The 22,415-nt window shown below is 38.5% G+C and carries 21 protein-coding genes and 2 pseudogenes; 9 read left to right on the top strand and 14 right to left on the bottom strand.

Annotated features, from left to right (window positions below; all coding sequences use genetic code 11):
• Positions 1-35 precede the first annotated feature (35 nt).
• The 4 genes from N4G44_RS19705 to N4G44_RS19690 form a co-directional block, all read right to left on the bottom strand.
• A complete protein-coding gene (locus tag N4G44_RS19705) occupies positions 36-173 on the bottom strand; it encodes a hypothetical protein (protein WP_474929252.1) in 138 nt (45 codons plus the stop codon).
• Between the two features lie 14 nt (positions 174-187).
• Positions 188-1,219 (bottom strand): DUF1501 domain-containing protein, encoded by a 1,032-nt coding sequence (locus N4G44_RS19700; protein WP_474929248.1) that lies wholly within the window; start codon positions 1,217-1,219, stop codon positions 188-190.
• 169 nt (positions 1,220-1,388) lie between these two features.
• Positions 1,389-1,847 (bottom strand): DUF1800 family protein, encoded by a 459-nt coding sequence (locus N4G44_RS19695; protein WP_474929247.1) that lies wholly within the window; start codon positions 1,845-1,847, stop codon positions 1,389-1,391.
• Positions 1,848-1,864: 17 nt separating this feature from the next.
• Entirely contained in the window at positions 1,865-2,767 is a 903-nt protein-coding gene (locus tag N4G44_RS19690; protein ID WP_474929245.1) for a DUF1800 domain-containing protein, read from the bottom strand.
• 239 nt (positions 2,768-3,006) lie between these two features.
• On the opposite strand from N4G44_RS19690, the gene N4G44_RS19685 reads away from it, so the two are divergent.
• The 7 genes and pseudogenes from N4G44_RS19685 (at position 3,007) to N4G44_RS19655 (ending at position 10,267) form a co-directional block, all read left to right on the top strand.
• Positions 3,007-3,570: a membrane protein gene (locus N4G44_RS19685; RefSeq protein ID WP_040995748.1), complete on the top strand. Its 564-nt coding sequence runs from the start codon at positions 3,007-3,009 to the stop codon at positions 3,568-3,570.
• A 114-nt stretch (positions 3,571-3,684) separates the two neighbouring features.
• On the top strand, positions 3,685-4,734 hold the full coding sequence (locus N4G44_RS19680) for a glucokinase (protein WP_474929243.1): 1,050 nt from the start codon (positions 3,685-3,687) through the stop codon (positions 4,732-4,734).
• A gap of 143 nt (positions 4,735-4,877) precedes the next feature.
• Positions 4,878-5,444 (top strand): YceI family protein, encoded by a 567-nt coding sequence (locus N4G44_RS19675; RefSeq protein ID WP_474929240.1) that lies wholly within the window; start codon positions 4,878-4,880, stop codon positions 5,442-5,444.
• 76 nt (positions 5,445-5,520) lie between these two features.
• Entirely contained in the window at positions 5,521-6,147 is a 627-nt protein-coding gene (locus N4G44_RS19670; protein ID WP_474929238.1) for a YceI family protein, read from the top strand.
• Between the two features lie 285 nt (positions 6,148-6,432).
• On the top strand, positions 6,433-7,074 hold the full coding sequence (locus tag N4G44_RS19665) for an alpha/beta hydrolase (RefSeq protein ID WP_474929237.1): 642 nt from the start codon (positions 6,433-6,435) through the stop codon (positions 7,072-7,074).
• A 105-nt stretch (positions 7,075-7,179) separates the two neighbouring features.
• Positions 7,180-8,526: an ammonium transporter gene (locus N4G44_RS19660; RefSeq protein WP_474929234.1), complete on the top strand. Its 1,347-nt coding sequence runs from the start codon at positions 7,180-7,182 to the stop codon at positions 8,524-8,526.
• A gap of 323 nt (positions 8,527-8,849) precedes the next feature.
• Positions 8,850-10,267: pseudogene (locus tag N4G44_RS19655) on the top strand (L-serine ammonia-lyase).
• A gap of 171 nt (positions 10,268-10,438) precedes the next feature.
• Here N4G44_RS19655 and N4G44_RS19650 read toward each other — a convergent pair.
• The 10 genes and pseudogenes from N4G44_RS19650 to N4G44_RS19605 all read right to left on the bottom strand — a co-directional run bounded on the left by N4G44_RS19650 (position 10,439) and on the right by N4G44_RS19605 (position 19,211).
• On the bottom strand, positions 10,439-11,281 hold the full coding sequence (locus N4G44_RS19650; RefSeq protein WP_474929231.1) for a prephenate dehydrogenase: 843 nt from the start codon (positions 11,279-11,281) through the stop codon (positions 10,439-10,441).
• A 198-nt stretch (positions 11,282-11,479) separates the two neighbouring features.
• Entirely contained in the window at positions 11,480-11,665 is a 186-nt protein-coding gene (locus N4G44_RS19645; protein WP_474929229.1) for a hypothetical protein, read from the bottom strand.
• Between the two features lie 357 nt (positions 11,666-12,022).
• Positions 12,023-12,475, bottom strand: coding sequence for a hypothetical protein (locus N4G44_RS19640; RefSeq protein WP_474929226.1), 453 nt, complete (start codon positions 12,473-12,475; stop codon positions 12,023-12,025).
• Positions 12,476-12,588: 113 nt separating this feature from the next.
• Positions 12,589-14,880, bottom strand: coding sequence for a cation:proton antiporter (locus N4G44_RS19635; RefSeq protein WP_474929224.1), 2,292 nt, complete (start codon positions 14,878-14,880; stop codon positions 12,589-12,591).
• 219 nt (positions 14,881-15,099) lie between these two features.
• Positions 15,100-15,807 carry a LytR/AlgR family response regulator transcription factor gene (locus N4G44_RS19630; protein WP_474929222.1) on the bottom strand — a complete coding sequence of 236 codons (708 nt, stop codon included), beginning with the start codon at positions 15,805-15,807 and terminating at the stop codon, positions 15,100-15,102.
• The gene (locus N4G44_RS19625) at positions 15,785-16,555 is read right to left on the bottom strand and encodes a histidine kinase (RefSeq protein ID WP_474929220.1); all 771 of its coding nucleotides are present in this window, start codon (positions 16,553-16,555) and stop codon (positions 15,785-15,787) included. Before N4G44_RS19625 ends, N4G44_RS19630 begins: the two co-directional genes overlap by 23 nt.
• Before the next feature lie 48 nt (positions 16,556-16,603).
• Positions 16,604-16,975, bottom strand: coding sequence for a hypothetical protein (locus tag N4G44_RS19620; RefSeq protein WP_474929218.1), 372 nt, complete (start codon positions 16,973-16,975; stop codon positions 16,604-16,606).
• A pseudogene (locus N4G44_RS19615) lies at positions 16,975-18,167 on the bottom strand (alanine dehydrogenase). Before N4G44_RS19615 ends, N4G44_RS19620 begins: the two are co-directional and overlap by 1 nt.
• 68 nt (positions 18,168-18,235) lie before the next feature.
• A complete protein-coding gene (tsaE, locus tag N4G44_RS19610; RefSeq protein ID WP_474929216.1) occupies positions 18,236-18,643 on the bottom strand; it encodes a tRNA (adenosine(37)-N6)-threonylcarbamoyltransferase complex ATPase subunit type 1 TsaE in 408 nt (135 codons plus the stop codon).
• Positions 18,624-19,211 (bottom strand): hypothetical protein, encoded by a 588-nt coding sequence (locus N4G44_RS19605; RefSeq protein ID WP_474929213.1) that lies wholly within the window; start codon positions 19,209-19,211, stop codon positions 18,624-18,626. Before N4G44_RS19605 ends, tsaE begins: the two co-directional genes overlap by 20 nt.
• A 119-nt stretch (positions 19,212-19,330) precedes the next feature.
• Here N4G44_RS19605 and dnaG point away from each other — a divergent pair, with 119 nt between their 5' ends.
• Both dnaG and clpP read left to right on the top strand, forming a co-directional pair.
• Positions 19,331-21,307 carry a DNA primase gene (dnaG, locus tag N4G44_RS19600; protein WP_474929211.1) on the top strand — a complete coding sequence of 659 codons (1,977 nt, stop codon included), beginning with the start codon at positions 19,331-19,333 and terminating at the stop codon, positions 21,305-21,307.
• Between the two features lie 121 nt (positions 21,308-21,428).
• Complete coding sequence (clpP, locus tag N4G44_RS19595; protein ID WP_040995771.1) at positions 21,429-22,115, top strand: ATP-dependent Clp endopeptidase proteolytic subunit ClpP; 687 nt, start codon at positions 21,429-21,431, stop codon at positions 22,113-22,115.
• The last annotated feature ends 300 nt before the right edge of the window (positions 22,116-22,415 follow it).

The raw sequence follows: 22,415 nt of genomic DNA, 5'->3' as shown, positions 1-22,415 counted from the left end.
AAAAAATCAGAATGGCAGTTTTATTTCAGATGCAGTTAAATAAAATCATACACTCCATTTTTCCAGCCCAGCACTTTGGAAGAATCTGCTTTAAGCCAGTTTTTCAAAATGGTAGCATAAACTTTTCTGAAATCTTCTGTATAGATCAGATCTCCTTCATTCAGTTTCTGCAAGTCGGGAAGTGCATTCAGAAGGCCTCTCTTTTAAGACCTCCGCTTATAAAAAACATTTGATTGGCTGTTCCGTGGTCTGTTCCGTTGCTGGCATTTTGGGCAACCCGTCTTCCAAATTCTGAAAAAGTCATTAACAGCACATTTTCAAAGACTCCATTGCTTTTCAGGTCGGTGACAAAAGCCTTTACCGCTTCATTGATGTCGGTGAACAGCTTTTTCTGTCTGTCATTCTGATTCACATGCGTATCAAAACTTCCTACGGAAAGATAATAAACCTGGGTATTGATATCAGATTTAATCAGGGAAGCTACGGTTTTAAAATCTTTTCCCAGCTGAGAATTTGGATAAGTTTGCTCTGTTTTTTTAGACTTACTTTTTTCGAAAATATAATCGGCATTGTTAATGGTAGAGCCTAAAGTCTGATATAAATAAGAAACTGTTTCATCGTCATGATGATGATCATAAAGAAATTTAAAATACTTCTCCTGGCATGTTTGGTAAAGCCTTTTCGGATCTTTGAAAGCAAAAGCCTTATTGTTTTCTCCTTTCAGAGCCAGGCTCAGCATATCGTCAACTTCCAGAGCTTGTGTGGGATGCTCGCACCGGTAGCATTCTTCATCAAGAAAACGCCCCAGCCATCCGGTTTCAAGAAACTCATCACTGCGGCTGGCAGAATGCCAGATATCCATACTTCTGAAATGCGATTTATCAGGATCCGGGTAACCCACATTATTCATCACTGAAAGCTCACCGTTGTCGAAAAGTTCTTTAAAATAGGAAAGTGCAGGATTGATTCCTGTTTCATCATTCAGCGGTAAAGAATCTTTGATCGCTATACTGTTCCTTTCCCTGAAATAAATATCATTTTTTGACGGAATAATGGTATTTAACCCGTCATTTCCACCTGTAAACTGCAGCACCACAAGAATTTTCTGACTGGGCTCCAGAGCTTCATCCAATGTCATTGCTTTCAGGAAATTGGGCATCATGAGCGATGCGGTAGCCAATGAACTTATTTTTAGGAATTCTCTTCTTTTGATTAGCATAATATTGTTTTTAAAGGTGGCAGGTGGCAGATGTTAGGTTGCAGGACTGGGCTGTATTTTATTTATGATTGATCTATTTATTCATATTCTGTTGCAACAATGATATCAAAGGTTGTAAGGCTAAACTGCAACTGTTATTACCTGCAACCTGCAACCTATCATCTACTCCCTAACTTAACTGGTATTCCGGTGTACACATCAAATTGATAATATTCATCTTAACACTTTTATCAGAAAAACTCTTCACAGAGTCCATATCAAGGGTTTTGGTATTCTGGATCAGATAATCTTCACATTTTTTGTCTGCAAACACTTTTTCCAGCCTGTTCCAGTCGATTGTGATATTAGGATTCTTAAACGATTTGTTGAAAGCGGTTTCACGGGATTTCATGCCCATGTCGATATCATCATCCTGTCTGGGGCTGTATTCCAAAGGACGAAGCCCGGACCAGATCTGTGGGATCTGAAGTCTAAGCATCAGGGTTGAACTGTCTATCCATGATCTGCCGCTTGGCCATCCTGATACATTGGGCGGATAGAGAAGCATTTGTCCCAACAATTTCTGATAGACGATCAGGTTTTCCGGATTCTGAATGTTCATAGGAAGCATCCGCATCATTCCTGCCATCAGTTCTATGGGGGATTTTATCCTGTTCCCGATATTTTTTTGTCATAAAACCACGAACTGGAAAAGATTTCGGTCATCAGTTTTTTAATATCGTACCCGGAATTGTAGAAGTTTGCACTCAATTGCTCCACAACACTGTGGTCTGCATTTTCATTAACGAAGAACCTGTATATTTTTGCCGTGATAAACCTTGCTGTGGCCTTCTGCTCAAGAATTATGTTTAAAACGTCACTTCCTGTGAAATTTCCGGTTTTTCCGAGGAATGTTTTATAACCTGTATCATGAAGATTTGCTCTTTCTTTGAAATAACCTTCCTTGTCATATCCCCAGCCTGTAAAAGCTCTGGCAGCCTCCCTGATATCTTTTTCGGTGTAATTTCCCCTTCCCATGGTAAATAATTCCATTACCTCGCGGGCAAAATTTTCGTTCGGATGGCCTTTTTTGTTCTGCTGGTTGTTGAGGAAATTCAGCATGGCAGGAGATTGGCTCACCTCAAAAAGAAGGTCTTTAAAATTCCCCAGTGCATTTTTCCTTATGGTATTGAGAAGCTGTTTATTAAATTTTGAATTATTGATTCTCGTGGCAAAATGTCCATGCCAGAAAAAGGCCATCTTTTCCCTCATCTGATCTTTGCCGTTCACCATTCTTTCCAGGAAATTCAGGTTCAGCTCGTTGTTTTGCTGCCTGATCATCTGTTGCATCTCTTTTTTCTTTTCAGCCGGTGTCCTGCTATCCATTGTATAGTCTGCAGCATCTGCATCAGGGGTTTCATAACCGATTTCTGTGAAATTTTCCTGTGTAAACAAATCACTGACCAGCAGTTTTGCATCTTTATCTTTAAGATCCTCAATCTGGTTGATTCCAATTCCGAAACCGGCGCGCCAGAGTAGGTGTTTATTATATAGTAATGAATCAGGCATGGTGAGAGATTTGATTTTTGGATGATAGAGAAAGAAAAAGGTTAAAATGATAACGGTTAAGAATCCGTAATATTAGTTTTTATTAAGATTTTACTTAAACAATCATTTAATTTTTAATAAAAATTAACATATTGATATTCATTATTTTACAGGGTAATTGAGTGTTAAAATCAAAGAAAAACCTTTCCTTGGCACGATTTTTACAGCCTATTGCATTAGTAAAATTTAAAATTAGAGTTATGAAAATGGTAAAACAGGCAATATTACTGGCTGGTATTTTAACAGCAGGTATCGCAAGTGCACAGAGCTCAAAAATGAATAATATGATCAAGGTAGGAGCAAACGCTGGTTTGGCAGTTCCGGCAGATAATCTTTCTGCAGCTGTAGGCGTAGACGTTTCTTACCAGAATTTGATCACTCCCGGATTTGGTTTAGGTATCGCAACAGGATATACCCACTATTTTGGAAAAAGCAACAATGGTTACGATAATAATGATGTAGGAGTAATCCCTGTAGGAGCTTTGATAAGAATTTATCCTAAGCAGACCGGTTTCTATTTTGGAACGGATTTAGGATACGGTTTCCTTGTTGGAGATGACAAAGTGGCTGCCAATAGTTCTGTAAACAGACCGGACGGAGGTTTCTATATCAAGCCGGAAATCGGTTACCACAACAGAGACTGGAACTTCTTCGTACAGTATCAGAAAGTTTTTGTAGGAGATAAAGGCGATTTGGCCGGACAGGACTACAATGTGGGGAACATCGGTGTAGGATTCGGGTACAATATTCCATTAGGAAAGTAGTTAGATTTATATATAAGCAATTATTAACCAAACCTTTTTATGAAAATGAAAAGGTTTTTTGCTTCCCTGCAGGATTTACGAAAACTATTATTATATTTGATAAAATTTGAGGTTATGATTTTGAATCCAAAATTTCCGCTTTATTTACCAGGAGTAGACAACGCCAATAATGATAATGTAACAATCATTGGTGCAAGTCTCCGTGAAGATATAACAATCTTGGGCTATTTTGCTTCCGGTAACGGAGGGCTTGAGGTAAAAATTCAGAATGAATATAATACGAAAGATTATACTTCATTTTCTGATATATTAAGAAAATTCATTCAGGATAATCAGCTGGCCAATGTAAAACGACTGGCTGTGGCTGTGCCCGGACCTGTAATTGATGGTAAAAGTAACCCTGCAAGATTAGGGTGGGACTTAGATATTGAAGAATATACCAGAGATTTCGGTTTTGAGAAAGGAGATATGCTGAACGATCTTGAAGCATCGGCCTACGGAATGGCGCTTCTTGAGGACAGTGATCTGGACCCGATCTATACCAGCGGGCATCTTGAAAAAGGAAATGTAGCCATCCTGGCTCCCGGAAACGGACTGGGTGAGGCCGGATATTTCTTTGACGGGAAAAATCTGAGACCTTTTGCAACGGAAGGCGGACACTCCGAATTCTCGCCGAGAACCAATGTCGAAGTTGAATTTTATCAGTTTCTGAACAATATCTACGGTATTGTGAGCTGGGAAAATGTACTTTCTAAAACAGGTCTCTTCAATATTTACAGGTTCCTGAGAGATGTAAAAAGACACCCGGAGCCGGAATGGCTGGCAGAGCGTCTTGCTCAGGGAGACTTCGTGGAAGAAATTTACAAGGCTGCAGTAGAAGAAGATGTTCTTATCTGTAAAATTGCTTTAGATACCTTTGTTGAATTCCTTGCCAGAGAAGCCAACAACCTTGTCCTGAAGCTTAAAGCAACCGGCGGGCTATTGATTTCGGGAGATATTCCGCAAACGATCAGAGAGTATATTGACAAAGATAAATTCTATGATAAATTCAAGATCAGTGATAAAATGGAAGGATTGCTGAAAAACACTCCGATCTATCTGATCAAGCAGAACCACACGGCGTTAAAAGGCGCTGCACTGTATACCGCTTATTATCAAAATTAAAATACAAACTCCGAAATTTTCGGAGTTTTTTTATGGAATGATATTATTCATAGAAATAATTGGCTTTATTGATATACATCAATGAAATCTATCGGATAAGTTGGCTACATTTGCACCGTTAAACAAGTAAATAACTTATTCAAATGAAAAAAATATTCTTATTAGCAGTTTTAGCCGGAGGCCTTGCATTCGGACAGTCAAAAAAAGTTGTAGCGTCTGATGTTCACTGGTGGGGGTATAAAGTAGCAAAATCTGAGGCAAGCTCTCACGACGGTACTGTGAAAGTAAAATCCGGAGACATGATCATGAAAGGAAACAACCTGGTAGGAGGGAACTTCGTTTTAGATATGACTTCTATCACTTCAACTGACCTTACCGGAGAATACCAGCAAAAATTAAACGGACACCTTAAGACCGGTGACTTCTTTGAAGTTGAAAAATTCCCTACTGCTTCTTTCAAAATTACTTCCGTAAAGAAAAACAGCGATAAGATCTATAACTCTCTGGTAACAGGAAACCTTACTGTAAAAGGAAAAACGAATACAATCACTTTCCCTGCCAAGATTGCTTACAGCAAAGGAGTAGTAAGCCTTGTTTCTGATAAATTCTCTTTCGACAGACAGAAATTTGATATTGCTTACAAGTCTACCATGCAGGATGTTTTTGTGAAAGATGACATCGATATGCTTGTAAAGGTGACTGCTAAATAATTTAATCAAAAAAGATTGTTAAAAGTGTAGAAGTTCTACACTTTTTTTATTTTTGTTGAATTGTAAATAAAAAAGAATGAAAAGATTACTATTGTTTGCTATGATGTGTGTGAGCATATCATTTGTTTCTGCACAGAAGAAATTTGATAAGGTTTCCAAAGTGACTTCATCGGAGATCAGGTGGTGGGGATATAAAGTTGTAAAAACTGAGGCTTCTTCGCATTCAGGGACGGTAAAGCTGAAAAGCGGGAAATTCAATTTTGATAAAACTGTTCTTGTAGACGGAGAGTTTATTATAGATATGAGAAGCATGATGGCGGGAGATGTTTCAGAGGAAGATCAGATAAAGCTTACCAATGAGCTGAAAAGCACCAATTTTTTTGAGGTGAAAAAATTCCCGATTGCAAAATTCCATCTGACTAAAATTATTCCTCTGGCAAACAGTGAGTACAATTCAACAGTTTACGGTGATGTTACCATCAAAGGAGTGAGAAAAACCATTTCTTTCCCGGCAAACGTATATGTAACCCAGTTTACGGTAGTAATGGAATCTGCGAAATTCTCATTAAACAGAAGAGATTTCAAAGTATTCTACCAGTCTTCACTGAAAGATTATTTCATCAAGAACGAAATGGACATTCAGTTCAAAGTTTCTACAGAAAAGCTGGATAACGACAACAGAGTTCCTGTAAAGAAAAAGTAGTAAAAAATACTAAAAGAAAATGTATTGGACGGTTTTTATAAATCGTCCATTTTTTATGCATAATACCAAGATTAACCCCAAAGCTTAATCAGCGACGTAGTCGACAACCTTTGCTTAAAAGAATCAAACTAAAACTTTGCGTTAGAAATTTTGTTTAAAAAAAGCAGGGAAGATAAATTTACAGATAATCTAAATCAAAGCTTAACGTGACCCAACCTTCAATCTTAATGTTTCAGAAATACGATAATATTAAATTCTTTACCATGTTTTTCTTAAATTAGTACTATGAAAATTTATGTAGTAAGCGGTCTCGGAGCAGATTTTAAAGTGCTTGAAAGACTGGAATTTCCCGAAAACTGTGAATTGGTTTTTATAGACTGGCTTATCCCTGAAAAAAATGAGCCCTTTCATTCCTATGTAGCAAGAATGGCGGAAAAAGTAGACGATTCCGAGCCGTTCTGTCTGTTGGGATACTCATTTGGTGGCATTATGGTGCAGGAAATCAACAAGCTGAAGCCTGCGCAAAAGGTGGTCATTCTGGGAAGCATTAAATCAGATAAGGAAAAATCTAAATTTATAAAGACCGGCGAGATTACAAAGCTTCCGAGGATACTTCCTGTAGGGATGTTTAATGATAAAGCTACAAATGTCTATTCCGTAGTCAGAAAACTGTTCGACCCTAAAAATCCGAAGATTCTCGAATATTTTAAGGTCAGGGATCCCTATTATCTGAAATGGTCTGTAGAAAAGGTCTCCGAATGGAAGTTTGAAGAAACACCGGAGGTTATTCAGATATTGGGAGATAAAGACATTGTTTTTCCTATTAAATATTCGAAGCCGGATTATATCATTAAAGGCGGGACCCATCTTTTTCCTGCGACAAAATATAAAGAAGTATCTAAAATACTAAAAGAAGTCTTTGTTTAAAGTATGTATATAAAATGTTACCATGTTTTTTTAAGGGGTATTGATTAAAATTATATGTTTTTATAAAATTTATATTTACTTTTGATGGGGTTAAATATAAATTATATGAAAATTGGTTTAAAATGGATCGTGTCATTCTCTGTCATTACCCTTGTGGCATTCGGAGGATTATTCTGGAGTCCTGTAGCAGATCTTCCCAACACAGGAAACTTTCTTAGCGAAGACAGGATCGTAGGAGCAGATGTGGCCTGGATTCTTGCCGCTGCCGGACTTGTATTGCTGATGACACCCGGGCTGTCATTCTTTTACGGAGGAATGGTAGGAAAGAAGAATGTAATTTCTACAATGCTTCAAAGCTTTATTGCGCTTGGTGTTATTTCCATTTTGTGGGTGGTTGTTGGCTTTTCCCTGTCGTTTGGAGATTCTTTAGGCTTTAACATTAATGGAGTACACTACGGAATCGTAGGAAACCCGCTGAGTTATCCGTTTTTCAGCCATGTTGGGGCATTGCCTCACAAAATGATGGCTTCCACTATTCCTTTCGTCCTTTTTGCCCTTTTTCAGATGAAATTTGCTGTTATTACTCCGGCGCTTATTACAGGTTCTTTTGCCGAGCGGGTACGTTTTATTTCTTATTTGCTGTTCATGGTGCTTTTCAGCTTATTCATTTATACACCGCTTTGTCATATGGTTTGGCATCCCGATGGGCTTCTGAATAAATATTTTGGAGTAAAGGATTTTGCAGGCGGAACGGTTGTTCACATGAGTGCCGGTTTTGCTGCTCTGGCAGGTGCTTTAGTACTTGGAAACAGGAAAAATCCGCATCATGAGCCATCCAATATTCCCTATGTTCTTCTTGGAACCGGTATGCTGTGGTTCGGGTGGTTCGGTTTTAATGCAGGTTCTGCCTTAAGTGCCAATGCCTCTGCAGCAACAGCTTTTGGAACAACTACCATTGCCTCTGCCTCTGCCATGATGACCTGGATATTCTTTGACAGGATCAACGGGAGAAGTGTTTCCGCTTTGGGAGCCTGCATCGGAGCTGTTGTAGGGCTTGTTGCCATTACTCCCGGCTGTGGTTTTGTAACGATCCCCGAGAGTCTTTTTATAGGATTTGCAACAGCTATTGTTTCCAATATCATGGTGAACTGGAAAGCTTTAAAGAAGATAGATGATACCCTGGATGTTTTTGCGTGCCATGGAGTAGGAGGCATTATGGGAATGATCCTTACCGCTGTTTTTGCCCATGGTGAAAAAGCTAGTCTTCTTCACGGGGGAATTGAGGTTTTTGCCCATCATATGGCTGCTTTGGTGCTTGTATCGGTTTTTACATTTTTCGGTTCCCTGCTTTTGTATAAAATAACCAACGCGATGATTACCCTCAGGGTTTCGGAAGAGTCTGAAAATAAAGGACTTGATATTTCCCAGCACGAAGAAAGCCTCAAATGGTAAATTAACCTGAGTTCGGGATGATAAGTTAATATTAAAAGGTTGGGAGCAGGAAGAGAGAGGTTGGAAGTTACTATTAGACAATGATATTAAACATCAACCCTTAAATTTGTTGAAGGATTAAAAAAATAATAAAAACCGCGGGATTTTTTGTCTTTGGACTTCAATAACTTCCCTCTTCCGGCTTCAAACTTCCTGATCTTATTATACAAACGAAAATATCTTAACCCGAACTCAGGTTAAATTAATAACAAACCTAATTTGAGACTGATGGTATTAATATTTTATCATGTATCTTTGTTTTCAGTGGAAATGAACAGTGATTTATGGAATCAATATCGGTTTTTGAAATTATTAAAGTAGGAATAGGCCCGTCCAGCTCGCATACGATGGGACCTTGGAATGCTGCGTTAGCATTCATCAGAATTATAAAAAGAGAAAGATCAATTGAAGAGGTAAAGGAAGTTTTCCTCGAATTCTTTGGTTCTTTGGCCAAAACGGGGATCGGGCACGGAACAGATATTGCCGGAATGCTCGGGTTGAACGGTGAAGACTTTACAACCATCAATACCTCAAAAATTGATGAGAAAATAGAAAAAATAAAAAAAGACCAGATCATTAATCTGGGAGGAGAAAAAGAAATTCCTTTTATTTATGGGCACCATCTGGTTTTAAATATGCATAAATCCCTTGATTTTCATCCTAACGGAATGATTTTTAGAGCGGTTTTTGAAGACGGAACCGAGCTTGTTCAGGATTTTTATTCTGTAGGCGGAGGATTTATTGCCAGCCAGGAAAAAACTCTATCCAGAAACACTGTGTGCGAACCTTATATCCATGTCATCACGGCTCGGATATTATAAAATACTGTGAAAAGTTAGGCTTTGAAAGATTTTCAGACCTGATCCTTGTTAACGAAGAAAGCTGGAGATCCCAGGAAGAAACAAGAAAGGAAGCCTTGAATATCTGGAGAAATATCAAAGAATGCATCTACAAAGGAGTTAATAAAGAAGGCGTTTTACCTGGAGGTTTAAACGTTACCAGAAGAGCCGCGGGGATTAACAGGAAGCTATTGGGAGATAAGATCTATACCAATATTGATGAGTGGTTTCAGCAGGTTGTGGATGCGGAAGAGAATTTCACGAATATTAATAAATGGATTGCCTGTTTTGCGCTTGCAGTCAATGAAGAAAATGCCAGCTTCGGAAGAATCATCACAGCACCTACGAATGGTGCCAGCGGTGTGATTCCGGCAGTTTTAATGTATTCCCAGGCCTTTACAGAATTTACAAGTGAGGATGATATCGTAAGATTTTTGCTTGTAGCCGGTGAGATCGGAACTTTATTCAAGAAAAATGCAACGATTTCTGCTGCAATGGGCGGATGCCAGGCGGAAATAGGAGTTTCTTCTGCGATGGCAGCAGCAGGGCTCACGGAAATTTTAGGAGGAAGCATAGGCCAGGTATTAATGGCGGCGGAAATTGCTATGGAGCACCACTTAGGGCTTACCTGCGACCCTATCAGAGGACTTGTACAGATCCCATGTATCGAAAGAAATACAATGGGAGCCATGAAAGCAATCACAGCAGCCAATATTGCCCTTGAAAGTGATCCTGCAAAGGCAAAAGTAACATTGGATGAGGTAATTCAGACCATGTGGGAAACCGCTTTGTCCATGAGTGACCGTTTCAAGGAAACTTCAGAAGGCGGATTAGCTATTGCAGTAAACGTTCCTGAATGTTAAGAAGCGAAAAGGCTAAATTGTAAAAAAGCAGAAGGGCAAAACTGATTGTATTAACCGGTTTTGCCCTTTTTTAGTTATTTAGCCAATCATCAAATCATCGAATTATCAAATCATCAAATCATCGAATTAGCAAATCAGCAAATTCGCCTTTTCACCTTTTCTCCAAAAAAATTACCTCAAAATTCCCCTGATCCTGTTGGCATTGCTGATCAGCTCTTCAAGGTATTCATAGTTTTCCTTTTCCAGTGCAGCCTTGAATTTCCTAAGCTGGGTGATGTGCTCATTCAGAACATCCAGTACGTTTTCTTTGTTTTGTTTAAAGATTGGGACCCACATTTCGGGATGAGATTTGGCAAGACGCACCGTACTGGAAAAACCGGAACTGGCAAGCTGGAAAATGGTTTCCTCTTCGCGTTCTTTTTCCAGAACAGTATTGGCCAGAGCATAGGAAGTAATGTGGGAAATATGGGAAATATATGCCGTATGAATGTCATGATCCTCGGCATTCATGTAGATCAGGTGCATGTCCAGGTTTTCTGCCACTTTTTCAACCAACTGAAGAGCATCGGCAGCAGATTCTTCTTTATTGCAGATTACTCCGGCCTTTCCGGTAAAACTCTCGGAAACGGCAGATCCGGGACCACTGTTTTCTGTACCCCACATCGGGTGGAAGGCTACAAACCTTGAACGCTTGGGATGATCTTTCACGGCATTTACAATTCCGGCTTTGGTAGATCCGGCATCCATCACAGTCTGTTTATCGGATATGAGGTCCAGCACTCCGGGCAATAGCTTTCTGGCTGCATCCACAGGGACAGCGATAATAATAAAGTCGGCATTTTTAATACCATATTCCAGATCAGTACCGGCATCAATAATATTAAGACTCAGTGCTTCACTGATATGCTGCTGGTTATTATCGATTCCGTAGATGAAATCTGCAATGCCTTTTTCCCTTAATTTTAAAGCCATCGAACCCCCGATTAAACCTGTACCAATAATACTTATTTTCATCTTTTTAAATTTTTAAAATAAAAAACCCCGTCCTGGGACGAGGTTTTAAGTTATGTTCATAAGAATCCTAGCCCAGATCTGAGTTAAAAATTCTATAATAATATGTTCCGTTATTGAAATTCACAGAGCGAAGGTATAAAATATTTTTTAAACTCAGGATATTTTAATTCTAATTCTTATTTTGATTTTCCGGTTTTATTAATCGGCACTGTGGATGATTATTCTTTTTACATCCTTATCAAGCTGTTCCAGGCTTAAAGTGGTTACGCCGCCTTCAAACTGGAATTCAATGTCTGTCTTTTTAGGAGAAACGGTATAGCTTATAGAGATAAGTCCGTCGTTATTTATTTCTTTTGTAACGCTTTTTTCCGGCAGAACGGCCAATAGAAGTTCTGCCTTTTCAATTTCGTTATCTTTTATAGTTCTTTGATAAACCTGCGCAATGCTGGTGTTTTTAAAGATACATTCCTGCTCGGTCTCGTATTCAATCTGCTTTTCCGTGCATTCTTTCAGGACAGGAGTTTCCTTGGTTTTAGCTGCAGGTATATTTTCTGTAACGTGGGTTTGAGCAGGAATACTGTCTTTTTTAGCAATTAAAGTTTCATGTCCTGTTTTTTTGATTCATTTTTACAGGCTGTAAAAATGAAAAGGCCAAGGCAGACCAGACTTATTTTTTTCATATAAAATATTAGATTCAGTTTCTTTACTACAGGAAGAATGCTTAAAAATAGTGATATTCTTTTATTGGGCAGCAAGACGCAGGCGTTCTTCTACTTCATGGATTCTTTTAATCCAGTAATCTATTCCTTCAAGGTTGCTTACCCCTTCCTTTTTAGCATTATTGCTAATAGCTGATAGCTTTTGCCAGTTTCGCTGATAATCTTTTTCGCGTTCTGTCTTATTTTCGGGTTCGGTACGGTTTCTCCAGAATGTAAGAGATTGCTGATAATCGGAGCGGATCTTTTCCAGATAAGAAATCAGGGTTTCTTTGTCTTCAGGAATATATCCGGGCCCGGAACATCCGCAGGAATGAAAGGTAATTCCTACACGGTAGAGGCTTTTGATATGTTGCCACTGTTTGTCATCGTTCTTTGCAGGAGATTTAAAATCCAGTCCCATATTGGCCATTAATTCCCCACATTGCGGGCATTTGGCATCAACAGAAGTGTCTGCATTCCTGTTAATATCTTTCAACAAATAGCGTTTAAAGGTTTTTTGACAGCTGAAACACGCATAATGCGGCTTATAAGCCACCATAGCATATCGGCACATACTAAATTTTCTGTAAAGGTACTGTTTATTCTTATTTATGGATTAGAGATAATTAAGGTTGAAGGAATATCAGACAGCCAGAGACTCTTAGTATCGATCAGGTTTTTCCAGCTTTTGCTGCTAACCAGCATCAGGTCCTGGGAGTTAAGAAACTCTTTTTCAATCTTTTTTTCGTTATATAAAGTAATATGATTCGGCGCTACCTGTTCAATACTTCTGATCAGTTCTTTCACTTCGATATTGTTGCGGATCTGCCCGGCTGCATCCAGAATGATAATCTGCGAATTGTTATTATTAATCAATCTTTTAGCATATTCAAGAAGGTAAAAATCGCTCAGGTTAAAGATAGGGATAAACACCTTGTCTGCCGATTTGAAATCTTTTTCCACCAGAACTCCTACCGGAATATTGGTTTTATCAAGAATCTGCAGCGTGAAATCGTCAAAAGGAGAGTTATTGAAAATATTTCCTTTTCCTTTTACCGTATTAAAAAGCTTTTCGGGGTTGATGATCTTTGTGGTGAACCCCAGCAGCCTGCCCAGTAAACTTCCTTCGTACATCGATTTGCCAAGCATGATCAGAAGGAGATCGTAATTTCCTTTGTTTGAAATGCTCGTAAGATCGTTTTCAATGTCTGTGGAAGCCTTGAAGAGGGTAGTTATTTCCAGATTCAGATCATGTGAAGTCTCGATAATTTCTTTGAACTGCTCTTTTTCATAGTGATTGATGTCGAAAGTGTGAAGTTCATCAACAGGGGCAATATGCATGGCGGTTACACTTTTATTCCCGTTCATTTTACGCGTGAGGTTATCTGCAAGATGAATGAGGGTACTTCCTGACTTGGCGGTTTCAAAAGATAGCAGAACCCTGTATTTGGCATCATTTTCTTCTTCTTCTTCATCTTCTTCTATCATTGATTTTTTACCTTTAAAAAGATAATTGATGAGATCAAGACAAGGCCCGGTCATAAAGGTGGTAAAAAGTGCCATAATCACAAGCATGGCAAACAGTTCTGGGCCTAAAACGCCTAAATCATATCCGATATTCAGAACAATCAGCTCTGTAAGCCCTCTGGTATTCATTAGTGCACCAATGGTGAGGCTGTCTTTCCAGCTCATATTCAGGAATTTTGCAGTCAGTGCACTTCCTACAAATTTACCGACTACCGCAGTAAGAATGATTAATCCCCCGATTTTCCATAAATGAGGATCATTCAGAAGCCCGATCTGGGTTCTCAATCCGGTAAATACAAAGAAAAGAGGAAGCAATAATACCAAAGCAATATCTTCCACTTTCTCTATGAAAAGATTTCTGAATTTTACATTCTCAGGCATGATCGCACCGGCCATAAATGCTCCAAAAAGTGCATGGATACCAATAACTTCTGTTGCATAAGATGATATAATCAGTACAAGGAAAAAGATGGCAACCAGTCCTTTATTGATGAAACCTTTTCCTTTCTGGGATTCGGCGATTCTGTTCAGGAACGGTCTTACTGCCTTAATCATGATGAATACATACAGAATGGCCATCAGGATTACAAATAATGATCCTGAAAAAGATCCGGCTTTTACAATGGCAATAACTGCCGCCAGGATACACCATGCCGTAATATCATCTGCCGCCGCACAGGTAATCACAACGGTTCCTATTTTTGTTTTATGAAGGTTTCTTTCCTGAACGATCCTTGCCAGCACAGGAAAAGCTGTAATACTCATGGCAATAGCTATGAAGAGGGCAAAGGAACTGAACTGAATTCCTTCCGGGGCAAATTCCTTATAAATCAGGTAAGAGAGCCCGACTCCCAGTGCAAAAGGGATAATGATACTTGCATGGCTGATCACCACAGCATCATGCGCTTTTTTTCTGAGTACACTCAGATCAAGCTCCATTCCTACGATATACATAAACAGAATCAGACCGATCTGACTCAAAAACTGCAGGTTAGGCAATGATTCTTTTGGAAAAATAAAAGCTGAAAGTTCCGGGAAATAAAGCCCGAAAAGAGATGGACCCAGTACGATACCTGCAATCATTTCTCCAATTACTGAGGGCTGTTTAAGCTTTACACAGATCCATCCGAAAAGTTTGGCTACCAGAATAATGGTAACGATCTGGGCAAGAAGCAGTGCGAGAGGATGATGAAGATTGGTAAGAAATGAATCCGAGAAGTTTTCCCACATGGTGGTGCCTGTGGTCTTACCAGGAGTAATGTTTTCTCCTATCTCCAACGTTTTACCCTCAATAAAAAACCAGTACATCAGACATGAAAAGAATGCAATGGTACTGATGTAAAAGATAATGTTTCTGTATTTTCCCCAATTCATGATTCCTATATTTTAATGCAAAGTTGATAAGAATATATTGATGTAAACAACTTCTCTTTTTAAAATGTAATAAATGTTCTGAAAAATGTAATAAAATGGATTTCGACAAGCATGCTTTTTGTAAAATCACCCCTCATTAATAAAATATACTGATAGAAAGGAATAAGAGAGAAATGAATCCTACAAATATCAGATACCACAAAATTGGAGAAATTGAAGTTACTTTCCGAACAGTTCCATTAATGAGTGCTTATAAGCATCGCCAATCTGTAGTTTCAGGGAATTATTCTCTATCTGAACAGTGGTAATGATTTCGTTGGTAGAAAAAGCTTTGATGGAAGACAGGGCAATGATCTCCTTTTTATTTACCTGTGCGAAATCTTTGGGAGGAAGCATTTCAAGAAGATTTTTAAAAGTCAGGTTTTTCAGGACGATGGTGGTGCCGTCGTTCAGGATAATGTCTTTGTCGCGGCTGTCGATCTCAGAGGTTTTAATGTAAGTGATCTGTTCCGTGAAAATCACTGTTCTGCCGATATTGGTGTTCCATTCAATTAAATCCTTTTTATGAGGAACATCTACCAGCTCTTTTGCTTTTTCAAAGGCCTGGATCAGTCTTTCTTTTTTGATGGGTTTTCTCACGTAATCTACCACATTAAGATCGAAAGCTTCTGCTGCATATTCTTTGTAGGCGGTGGTGAATATGATTTTTTTAGATCCGGAAATGCGCTCTGCTACCTGAAGTCCTGTCATGCCCGGCATTTCAATGTCAAGGATGCAGAGATTACAGTCGAGGCTGTCTATTTCGTTCAGAAAAATTTTAGGATCATTAAATGCTTTTACCACTTCTACATTCTCGATCTGCTCACATAGAAGTTTTAAATAGCTGATGGCCAGTAATTCATCATCAAGAATAACGCATTTTATCATAGAATTCTCCTAAATTGATTTTTAATTCTGCTGTGAATATACCGTTTTTCGAGCTTTTTTCCAGGTGGTAGTGGTTGTTGTAGATCATTTTAAGTCTCTGATCCAGAGACTGGCTTCCGAAGCCGCTGTTTTCCTTTGCAAGGCTGTTTTTTAAAGAGGCCTTGTTGCTTACTTTCATCACGAAAATCCTGTTTTCAAGCTCCATATGAATTGAGATAAAAGAATCCTGGGCTAGAAAATCAGTATGCTTGAAGGCATTTTCAATAAGGTCAACGGAGATCAGGGGAGCAAAAACCTTTTCTTCATAGAGGGTATCAGATTTATCGATCCTAGATTTAATCCTGAAATCGAAAAGGGGATTAACCTTTATTTTATTGATTTCAATAAGACTTAAGGCAAAATCTAACTCCTCTTTGGGGCTTACAAATTTATTATTGCTTTCGTACAGAATATAATCGAGGACGTTGGCGAGCTTATCCAAGGACATATACGTCTGGTAAGCATGCGATTGTACGGAATTCAGGATATTTTTAAACAGGTGCGGATTCAGTTTTGTACCGATGTGCTCCAGCTGTACTTCATTCAGTTTCTGCTCGATAAGCTTGTTGGTTTCGGAAAGGCGGGTATTTCTCTGTTTGATCCTATTGTTTTGGCTGAGCAGGTAAATACTCACGGTAAGCAGAAAGAAAATAGCAAAAACTCCAATGAATATCAGATAATCGTGGATCATGTAGTAATTGCCTTCCATAAAAATAGCGTTAATGATCTTTCTGCAAATTTAACTAAAAGATCAGGATTATTTAAGTTTTTTCAGGCTGTTTAGAGTCGCTGTTTCCTCACATTTTTCGAACGTAATTTCGTAAGTAGGGTTCTTTTCAGGATAGTTGAGAACATAGTCAGGGCAAGGCTTTTTCTGTGCATGACTTCTGTCGAAATCCACTTTTCCTTTGGTAATGATACTGTCTTTTACAAATTTTTCATCAATTTTATAAGTAATCATTCCTTTTTTGAAATCCTCAGAGTAGGTAAACTCTTTAGAAAGGGTTTCTGCAATCACCCGGCTGTTGGGAAGATACCCGCTGCAGCTTGCCCCTTTTTTGTTTAAAATAAAAAATACAATAAGCAGCCCCGGAACAAGGCCTATTAAATAGAATTTAAGTTTTTTCATTAGAAAATTAAAAGATTGATATCATGATAGGTAAGTCCGAAACGGTCGCAGATCACTTTTTTAGTGTGTCTTCCTTTATACATATATAAGCTCTGTTTCATTTCGTTTTTGCGGATCAGCATATTTTCAAAACCGCCTTCTTCATCATAATTCAGGATATAGGAAAGGAAGAAATTGGAGATTGCTTTGGTCGTGGTTCTCGGCATTCTGGAGGTAAGGTTCGGAAGTCCGCAGTGGATCACGCCGTGTTTAATGATGTAAGGATTATCCATCGTTGTAAGCTCAGAGGTTTCGATCACCTTGCCGTTGTCTATCGTAATATCAATAATAACGCTGCCTTTTTTCATTCTTGTGACCATTTCTTCTGTAACGATCGGGGTCATATTCAATCTTGGAAGGGCACCGATAACAACATCTGCACGTCTTAATGCTTTGCTTAATTCTTTAGGATCGATAATGGAAGTCGGAACGCGGCTGTCTACAAGGGTATGAAGTCTTCTCAGCTTTGAAAGTGAATTGTCGAAAACCCTTACACTCGCTCCAAGTCCTATGGCTGCTTTTGTGGCGAATTCACCCACGATTCCTGCTCCTAAAATAACAACTTCTGCAGGTCTTACTCCTGTAATGCCGCCCAGCATTAAGCCGTTTGACAAAGCAAGGAGCTCTGATGCATATAAAATAGAGACCGTTCCTGCAATTTCACCCACCAGCCTTACCAAAGCAAGCTGCTTGTACTCGTCTACAATAAATTCAAATGCAATGGCGTTGATTTTTCTTTCTGCCAGCTTTAAAAAATAATTTTTGTCCCTGAGATTGATCTGAAGGGCTGAAACCAGATAGGTATTAGGCTTCATGTATTCAATCTCTTCTTCCGTAGGCGGGTTGACCTTTAAAATAAGATCCTGCCCGAAAGCTTCTTTAGGATCATTGGTGATCTTTGCTCCGGATTCGGAATACTGAAGATCTGTAAAAAAGAACCTTCTCCGGCGCCTGCTTCTATAATAAGCTCGTGGCCATGTTCTACCAGTACCTGCACAGCGTCGGGAGTAATACACGTTCTCCTTTCATTAAGACAGGTTTCCTTAGGAATACCAATGCTGAATTGTTTTCCTTTCTTGATAACTTCCAATTTTTCTTCCTTCGGCATCAATTCTTCTTCAGTAAAAGGAGTAAAAATGTTTGTAGTACTCATTCTTTAATTAAATTAGATCTTACAGGTTGTTATTTTACTATGAATTAGTAAGCAAAGATACATAATATTTACTCGAATAAAATTTCTCTTTCATCACCCGTATTCACAATGCTCATAGTGTGGTAGTTAAGCCCATACAGCTCTTCTTCATACACTTCAGGCCATTCTATGATGCATAAAAAAGCGTTGTCCAGGTATTCTTCGATGCCGATGTCATACACCTCTTCGATATTTTTTAAACGGTAAAGATCAAAATGGTAAACCTTTCCCTTTGGGGTATTATATTCGTTGACAATGGAGTAGGTAGGAGAGTTCACTTCATCGCTGCTTCCCAGTTTTTTAAGAAGAAACTGGGTAAATGTCGTTTTGCCTGCGCCCAGATTCCCTTTTAAAAGGAGAATGTTATACTTTAATTGCGGAATGATGCTGTCGACAACTTCCTGCCAGTCTTCAATTTTATTGATTGTAAAATCCATACCAATTATAGTTTAATGTAGTGTTTCTTGCTTCTTTGGTGAGTAAGCCGTTTTCGATATAAAAATTTAGCTGATTTGATATTTGCAAAAGTTCCCGTGGATGATTAATCTGAAAGAAACATTTTTTTTCCAGATTATTTAAAAGTCTTATTTTAAGTATATTATTACAGCCTTGTGAAAACATTCCATCAAAAGCATTGCGGGAAATGTAGCGGCCTTTATGATCATTTTGGATGATTTCAATATATTTTAAATCTTTAATAAGAAAAACTTCATTATCAATGGTTATTTTTTCTTTTTCAAAGATAAGTTTTCCTTCAATTTTACCTTTTAGTTCTTCCGGAAACCACATGTTTATAAGATATCCTAAAAAGCCAATTAGCATAGGAGCAAAAATGCTCAACCCTAACCATCTAGGAATCTGCTTTTCAGGAATTTTTAAAATATACAACAGAAAAAATATAGAAACAAAAGAAATGGTCATTAAAATCAAAATTATTCTTGATCTTGTCCAGACAAAATTTTTAGAAGGGATATAGATATTAAATGTTTTGTAATCGTTGATCATTGAAGGTATCCAATTTTATCTAAGATATAAAACATCAAAAATAAGGTTTTGACAGAAAATTATGGCTTTTTTGGAAATTTAAATTTAACATTGAAAAACTAATTTCTTAATTTTACATCATGATTTCCAAGCAGACCATAGATAAAATTTTCTCAACGATACGGGTAGAAGAAATTGTAGGAGAGTACGTTCAGCTGAAAAGAGCGGGGTCTAATTTCAAAGGACTCAGTCCTTTTCATGAGGAAAAATCACCGAGTTTTGTAGTATCGCCAAGCAAGCAGATCTGGAAAGATTTCTCGACAGGTAAAGGGGGAACTGCCATTTCTTTCCTGATGGAGATCGAAAACTTTACTTATCCCGAAGCTCTTCGCCACGCGGCAAAAAAATACGGAATCGAAGTTGAAGAGGATCAGCGCGAGTTTTCTGAAGAAGCAAAAAATGCCCAGACAGAGAAAGACCAGCTGTATAAAATTCATGAAGTGGCGAACAGCTACTATCAGGAAATACTTTGGGACTCGGAGGAGGGAAAAAGTATTGGTTTGGCGTATTTCAGGGAGCGTGAGCTGAAAGATGATATCATTAGGAAATTTCAGCTTGGGTATTCACCCGAGAAGAAAAATGCTTTCACAGCGTATGCCGAAGAAAAAGGATATACAAAAGAAATTCTTGAAAAGTCCGGACTGTCTATATTTCCCGAAAATACACCCTCAGGAATCGACCGTTTCCGGGAAAGGGTGATCTTCCCGATTCATAGTTTTTCGGGCAGAGTTTTAGGCTTCGGAGCCAGAATTTTGAAGAATAATGTAAAAACAGCCAAATACCTCAATTCCCCGGAGACGGAAATTTACCACAAATCCAATGTACTTTATGGATTAAACCAGAGTAAGCAGGCGATTTCAAGAAAAAATGTATGTCTTCTTGTGGAAGGATATATGGATGTCATTGCGCTTCATATGTCCGGAATTGAGAATGTAGTGGCCAGTTCAGGAACATCCCTGACAACGGAGCAGATCAAACTTATCAAAAGGCTTACAGAAAATGTAACCATTCTTTTTGACGGTGATAATGCAGGAATCAAAGCCAGTTTCAGGAGTATTGATATGCTTCTGACCGAAGGAATGAACATCCGTGTTCTCCTCTTTCCGGATGGGGACGACCCTGATTCCTTTTCCAGGAAACATTCGCAGGAATATGTAGAAAAATTCATCGAAAATGAAGCGATGGATTTTATTGATTTTAAAGCTGAGATTCTTTTAAAGGAAGTCGGGAATGATCCTATCAAAAAAGCTGAAGCCATCAGGGATATTGTAAAATCCGTCGGTTTTGTTCAGAACGCTTTGAAAAGAGAAGTCTATCTGAAAGAAGTTTCCAATAAATTCGGACTTTCCGAGCAGAGTCTTTTCAATGAGCTGGATGTTCAGAAGCAGATCACACAGAACCAGCATGTTCAGCAGCAGAAGGAAAAAGTTCAGCCCAAGCTGGAAATTGTTCCTTTAGATGAAGAAAAAGAAGATCCCTATTTGTATGATGTCCTGTTTATGGAAAGCAAACTGGTTGATCATATGCTGATGTTTGGAGATATTGTTTTGAAAAGGAGAAATGAAAAGAATGAAGAGTATCAGATTACGGTTATTGAAGAAATCCTGATGCATTTTGAAGAAGAACAGTATAATTTTCTGGTAAAAGGAAATGAAATTATCATCAACCAGGTAAAAGAGGGTATCCAGAAAGATGAACTGAGGAGCGGCAATTTTTTTGTGACATTTATGGATGAAGAAATTACTTCCAAGGTGGTTGATGCCTTAATGCCTCTGGATGAACTTGAAAACTGGGGCTCCAGGAATATCTATCCACCCAATTACGGAGACAAAATAGCCGAACAGGTACAAGGCGACGTCCTGCTGCATAAATACAGGTACATTGATTACCTGATTAAAGAAACAGCGCGGCAGCTGGACGAGTACAGAGGTACAGATGAAACCAAATACTATGAACTGATTAAAAAGATCACCCTGCTGAAGCAAGCCTCGATCAGATTGAGCAATATTATCGAATATTCGCCCATCAAAGGCATCTACGTTGATAGGAAAAGATAAATTACAGACATTCTGCTGATCATCAGGCAGATATTCTGTGACAAAAAGTCCTATAAAATTTTAGGAATAAAAGTTGTAATTTAAACTTTGAAAAAAATAGTTAATAATACATAATAGAAATATGGACATTAAAAAAGACTTCAGAGATTTCTCTGTAAAACATTTAGGAAACAGCGGTCTGGCTACCGATCAGTATATGGGAATGTACGGCCCAACGAACCTTACGCCGTATATCATGGAAGAAAGAAGATTAAACGTTGCACAGATGGACGTATTTTCACGTCTGATGATGGACAGAATTATCTTTTTAGGAACAGGCATCGACGATCAGGTTGCTAACATCGTAACCGCACAGCTTCTGTTCTTAGAAAGTGCAGATCCATCAAAAGATATTCAGATCTACATCAATTCTCCGGGCGGTAGCGTATATGCAGGTTTGGGAATTTATGACACCATGCAGATCATTAAGCCGGATGTAGCCACCATTTGTACAGGTATTGCAGCTTCAATGGGAGCCGTTTTACTCGTGGCAGGAGAAAAAGGAAAACGTTCAGCGCTTAAACACTCAAGAGTAATGATTCACCAGCCTTCAGGAGGTGCTCAAGGGGTAGCTTCCGATATGGAGATCAACCTGAGAGAGATGTTAAAGCTTAAAAAAGAGCTTTATGACATTATTGCTCAGCATTCAGGCCAAACCTACGACTGGGTTGAAAAAGCTTCAGACAGAGATTACTGGATGACTTCCGAGGAAGCAAAAGGCTACGGAATGGTAGACGAGGTTTTACAGAGATCTACAGAGAAAAAATAATTTCCTTTTCAGGAATATTGAAACGCACCGATGAGGTGCGTTTTTTATTTTAACCAATAAACGAAGTAAAAGGTCTTTTTACACTTTAGTTATTTTGAAGTTTAAAAGCTTGAAAACAGAAGACCACTTAAGTTCTTTGAAAATCAGAGATTTTCATAATGATAATGACAAAAATTCGTCGGATCAAAATTCCCCTCCCGTGGAGGGGTGGCGAAAATTCAAAGAATTTTTGACGGGGTGGTTAAAAAGTCAAACCATTCAGCAAACATTCTTAAAATATAATTATCATTAAGTTCAGGC

The sequence above is a fragment of the Chryseobacterium sp. GTID13 genome (assembly GCF_056172655.1).
Note: the sequence above shows the minus strand (reverse complement) of the source record. Positions and strands in the feature narration are given on the sequence as shown.

Bases quoted from the DNA above. Each gene is read 5' to 3' on its own strand.
- N4G44_RS19630 (WP_474929222.1), bottom strand. From the start codon at position 15,807: ATGATAAAATGCGTTATTCTTGATGATGAATTACTGGCCATCAGCTAT.
- N4G44_RS19605 (WP_474929213.1), bottom strand. From the start codon at position 19,211: ATGATCAACGATTACAAAACATTTAATATCTATATCCCTTCTAAAAAT.
- N4G44_RS19675 (WP_474929240.1), top strand. From the start codon at position 4,878: ATGAAAAAAATATTCTTATTAGCAGTTTTAGCCGGAGGCCTTGCATTC.
- N4G44_RS19680 (WP_474929243.1), top strand. From the start codon at position 3,685: ATGATTTTGAATCCAAAATTTCCGCTTTATTTACCAGGAGTAGACAAC.
- N4G44_RS19660 (WP_474929234.1), top strand. From the start codon at position 7,180: ATGAAAATTGGTTTAAAATGGATCGTGTCATTCTCTGTCATTACCCTT.
- clpP (WP_040995771.1), top strand. From the start codon at position 21,429: ATGGACATTAAAAAAGACTTCAGAGATTTCTCTGTAAAACATTTAGGA.
- N4G44_RS19665 (WP_474929237.1), top strand. From the start codon at position 6,433: ATGAAAATTTATGTAGTAAGCGGTCTCGGAGCAGATTTTAAAGTGCTT.
- N4G44_RS19620 (WP_474929218.1), bottom strand. From the start codon at position 16,975: ATGAAAAAACTTAAATTCTATTTAATAGGCCTTGTTCCGGGGCTGCTT.
- N4G44_RS19700 (WP_474929248.1), bottom strand. From the start codon at position 1,219: ATGCTAATCAAAAGAAGAGAATTCCTAAAAATAAGTTCATTGGCTACC.
- N4G44_RS19650 (WP_474929231.1), bottom strand. From the start codon at position 11,281: ATGAAAATAAGTATTATTGGTACAGGTTTAATCGGGGGTTCGATGGCT.
- N4G44_RS19685 (WP_040995748.1), top strand. From the start codon at position 3,007: ATGAAAATGGTAAAACAGGCAATATTACTGGCTGGTATTTTAACAGCA.
- N4G44_RS19625 (WP_474929220.1), bottom strand. From the start codon at position 16,555: ATGGAAGGCAATTACTACATGATCCACGATTATCTGATATTCATTGGA.
- N4G44_RS19695 (WP_474929247.1), bottom strand. From the start codon at position 1,847: ATGGCAGGAATGATGCGGATGCTTCCTATGAACATTCAGAATCCGGAA.
- tsaE (WP_474929216.1), bottom strand. From the start codon at position 18,643: ATGGATTTTACAATCAATAAAATTGAAGACTGGCAGGAAGTTGTCGAC.
- dnaG (WP_474929211.1), top strand. From the start codon at position 19,331: ATGATTTCCAAGCAGACCATAGATAAAATTTTCTCAACGATACGGGTA.
- N4G44_RS19670 (WP_474929238.1), top strand. From the start codon at position 5,521: ATGAAAAGATTACTATTGTTTGCTATGATGTGTGTGAGCATATCATTT.
- N4G44_RS19690 (WP_474929245.1), bottom strand. From the start codon at position 2,767: ATGCCTGATTCATTACTATATAATAAACACCTACTCTGGCGCGCCGGT.
- N4G44_RS19635 (WP_474929224.1), bottom strand. From the start codon at position 14,880: ATGAATTGGGGAAAATACAGAAACATTATCTTTTACATCAGTACCATT.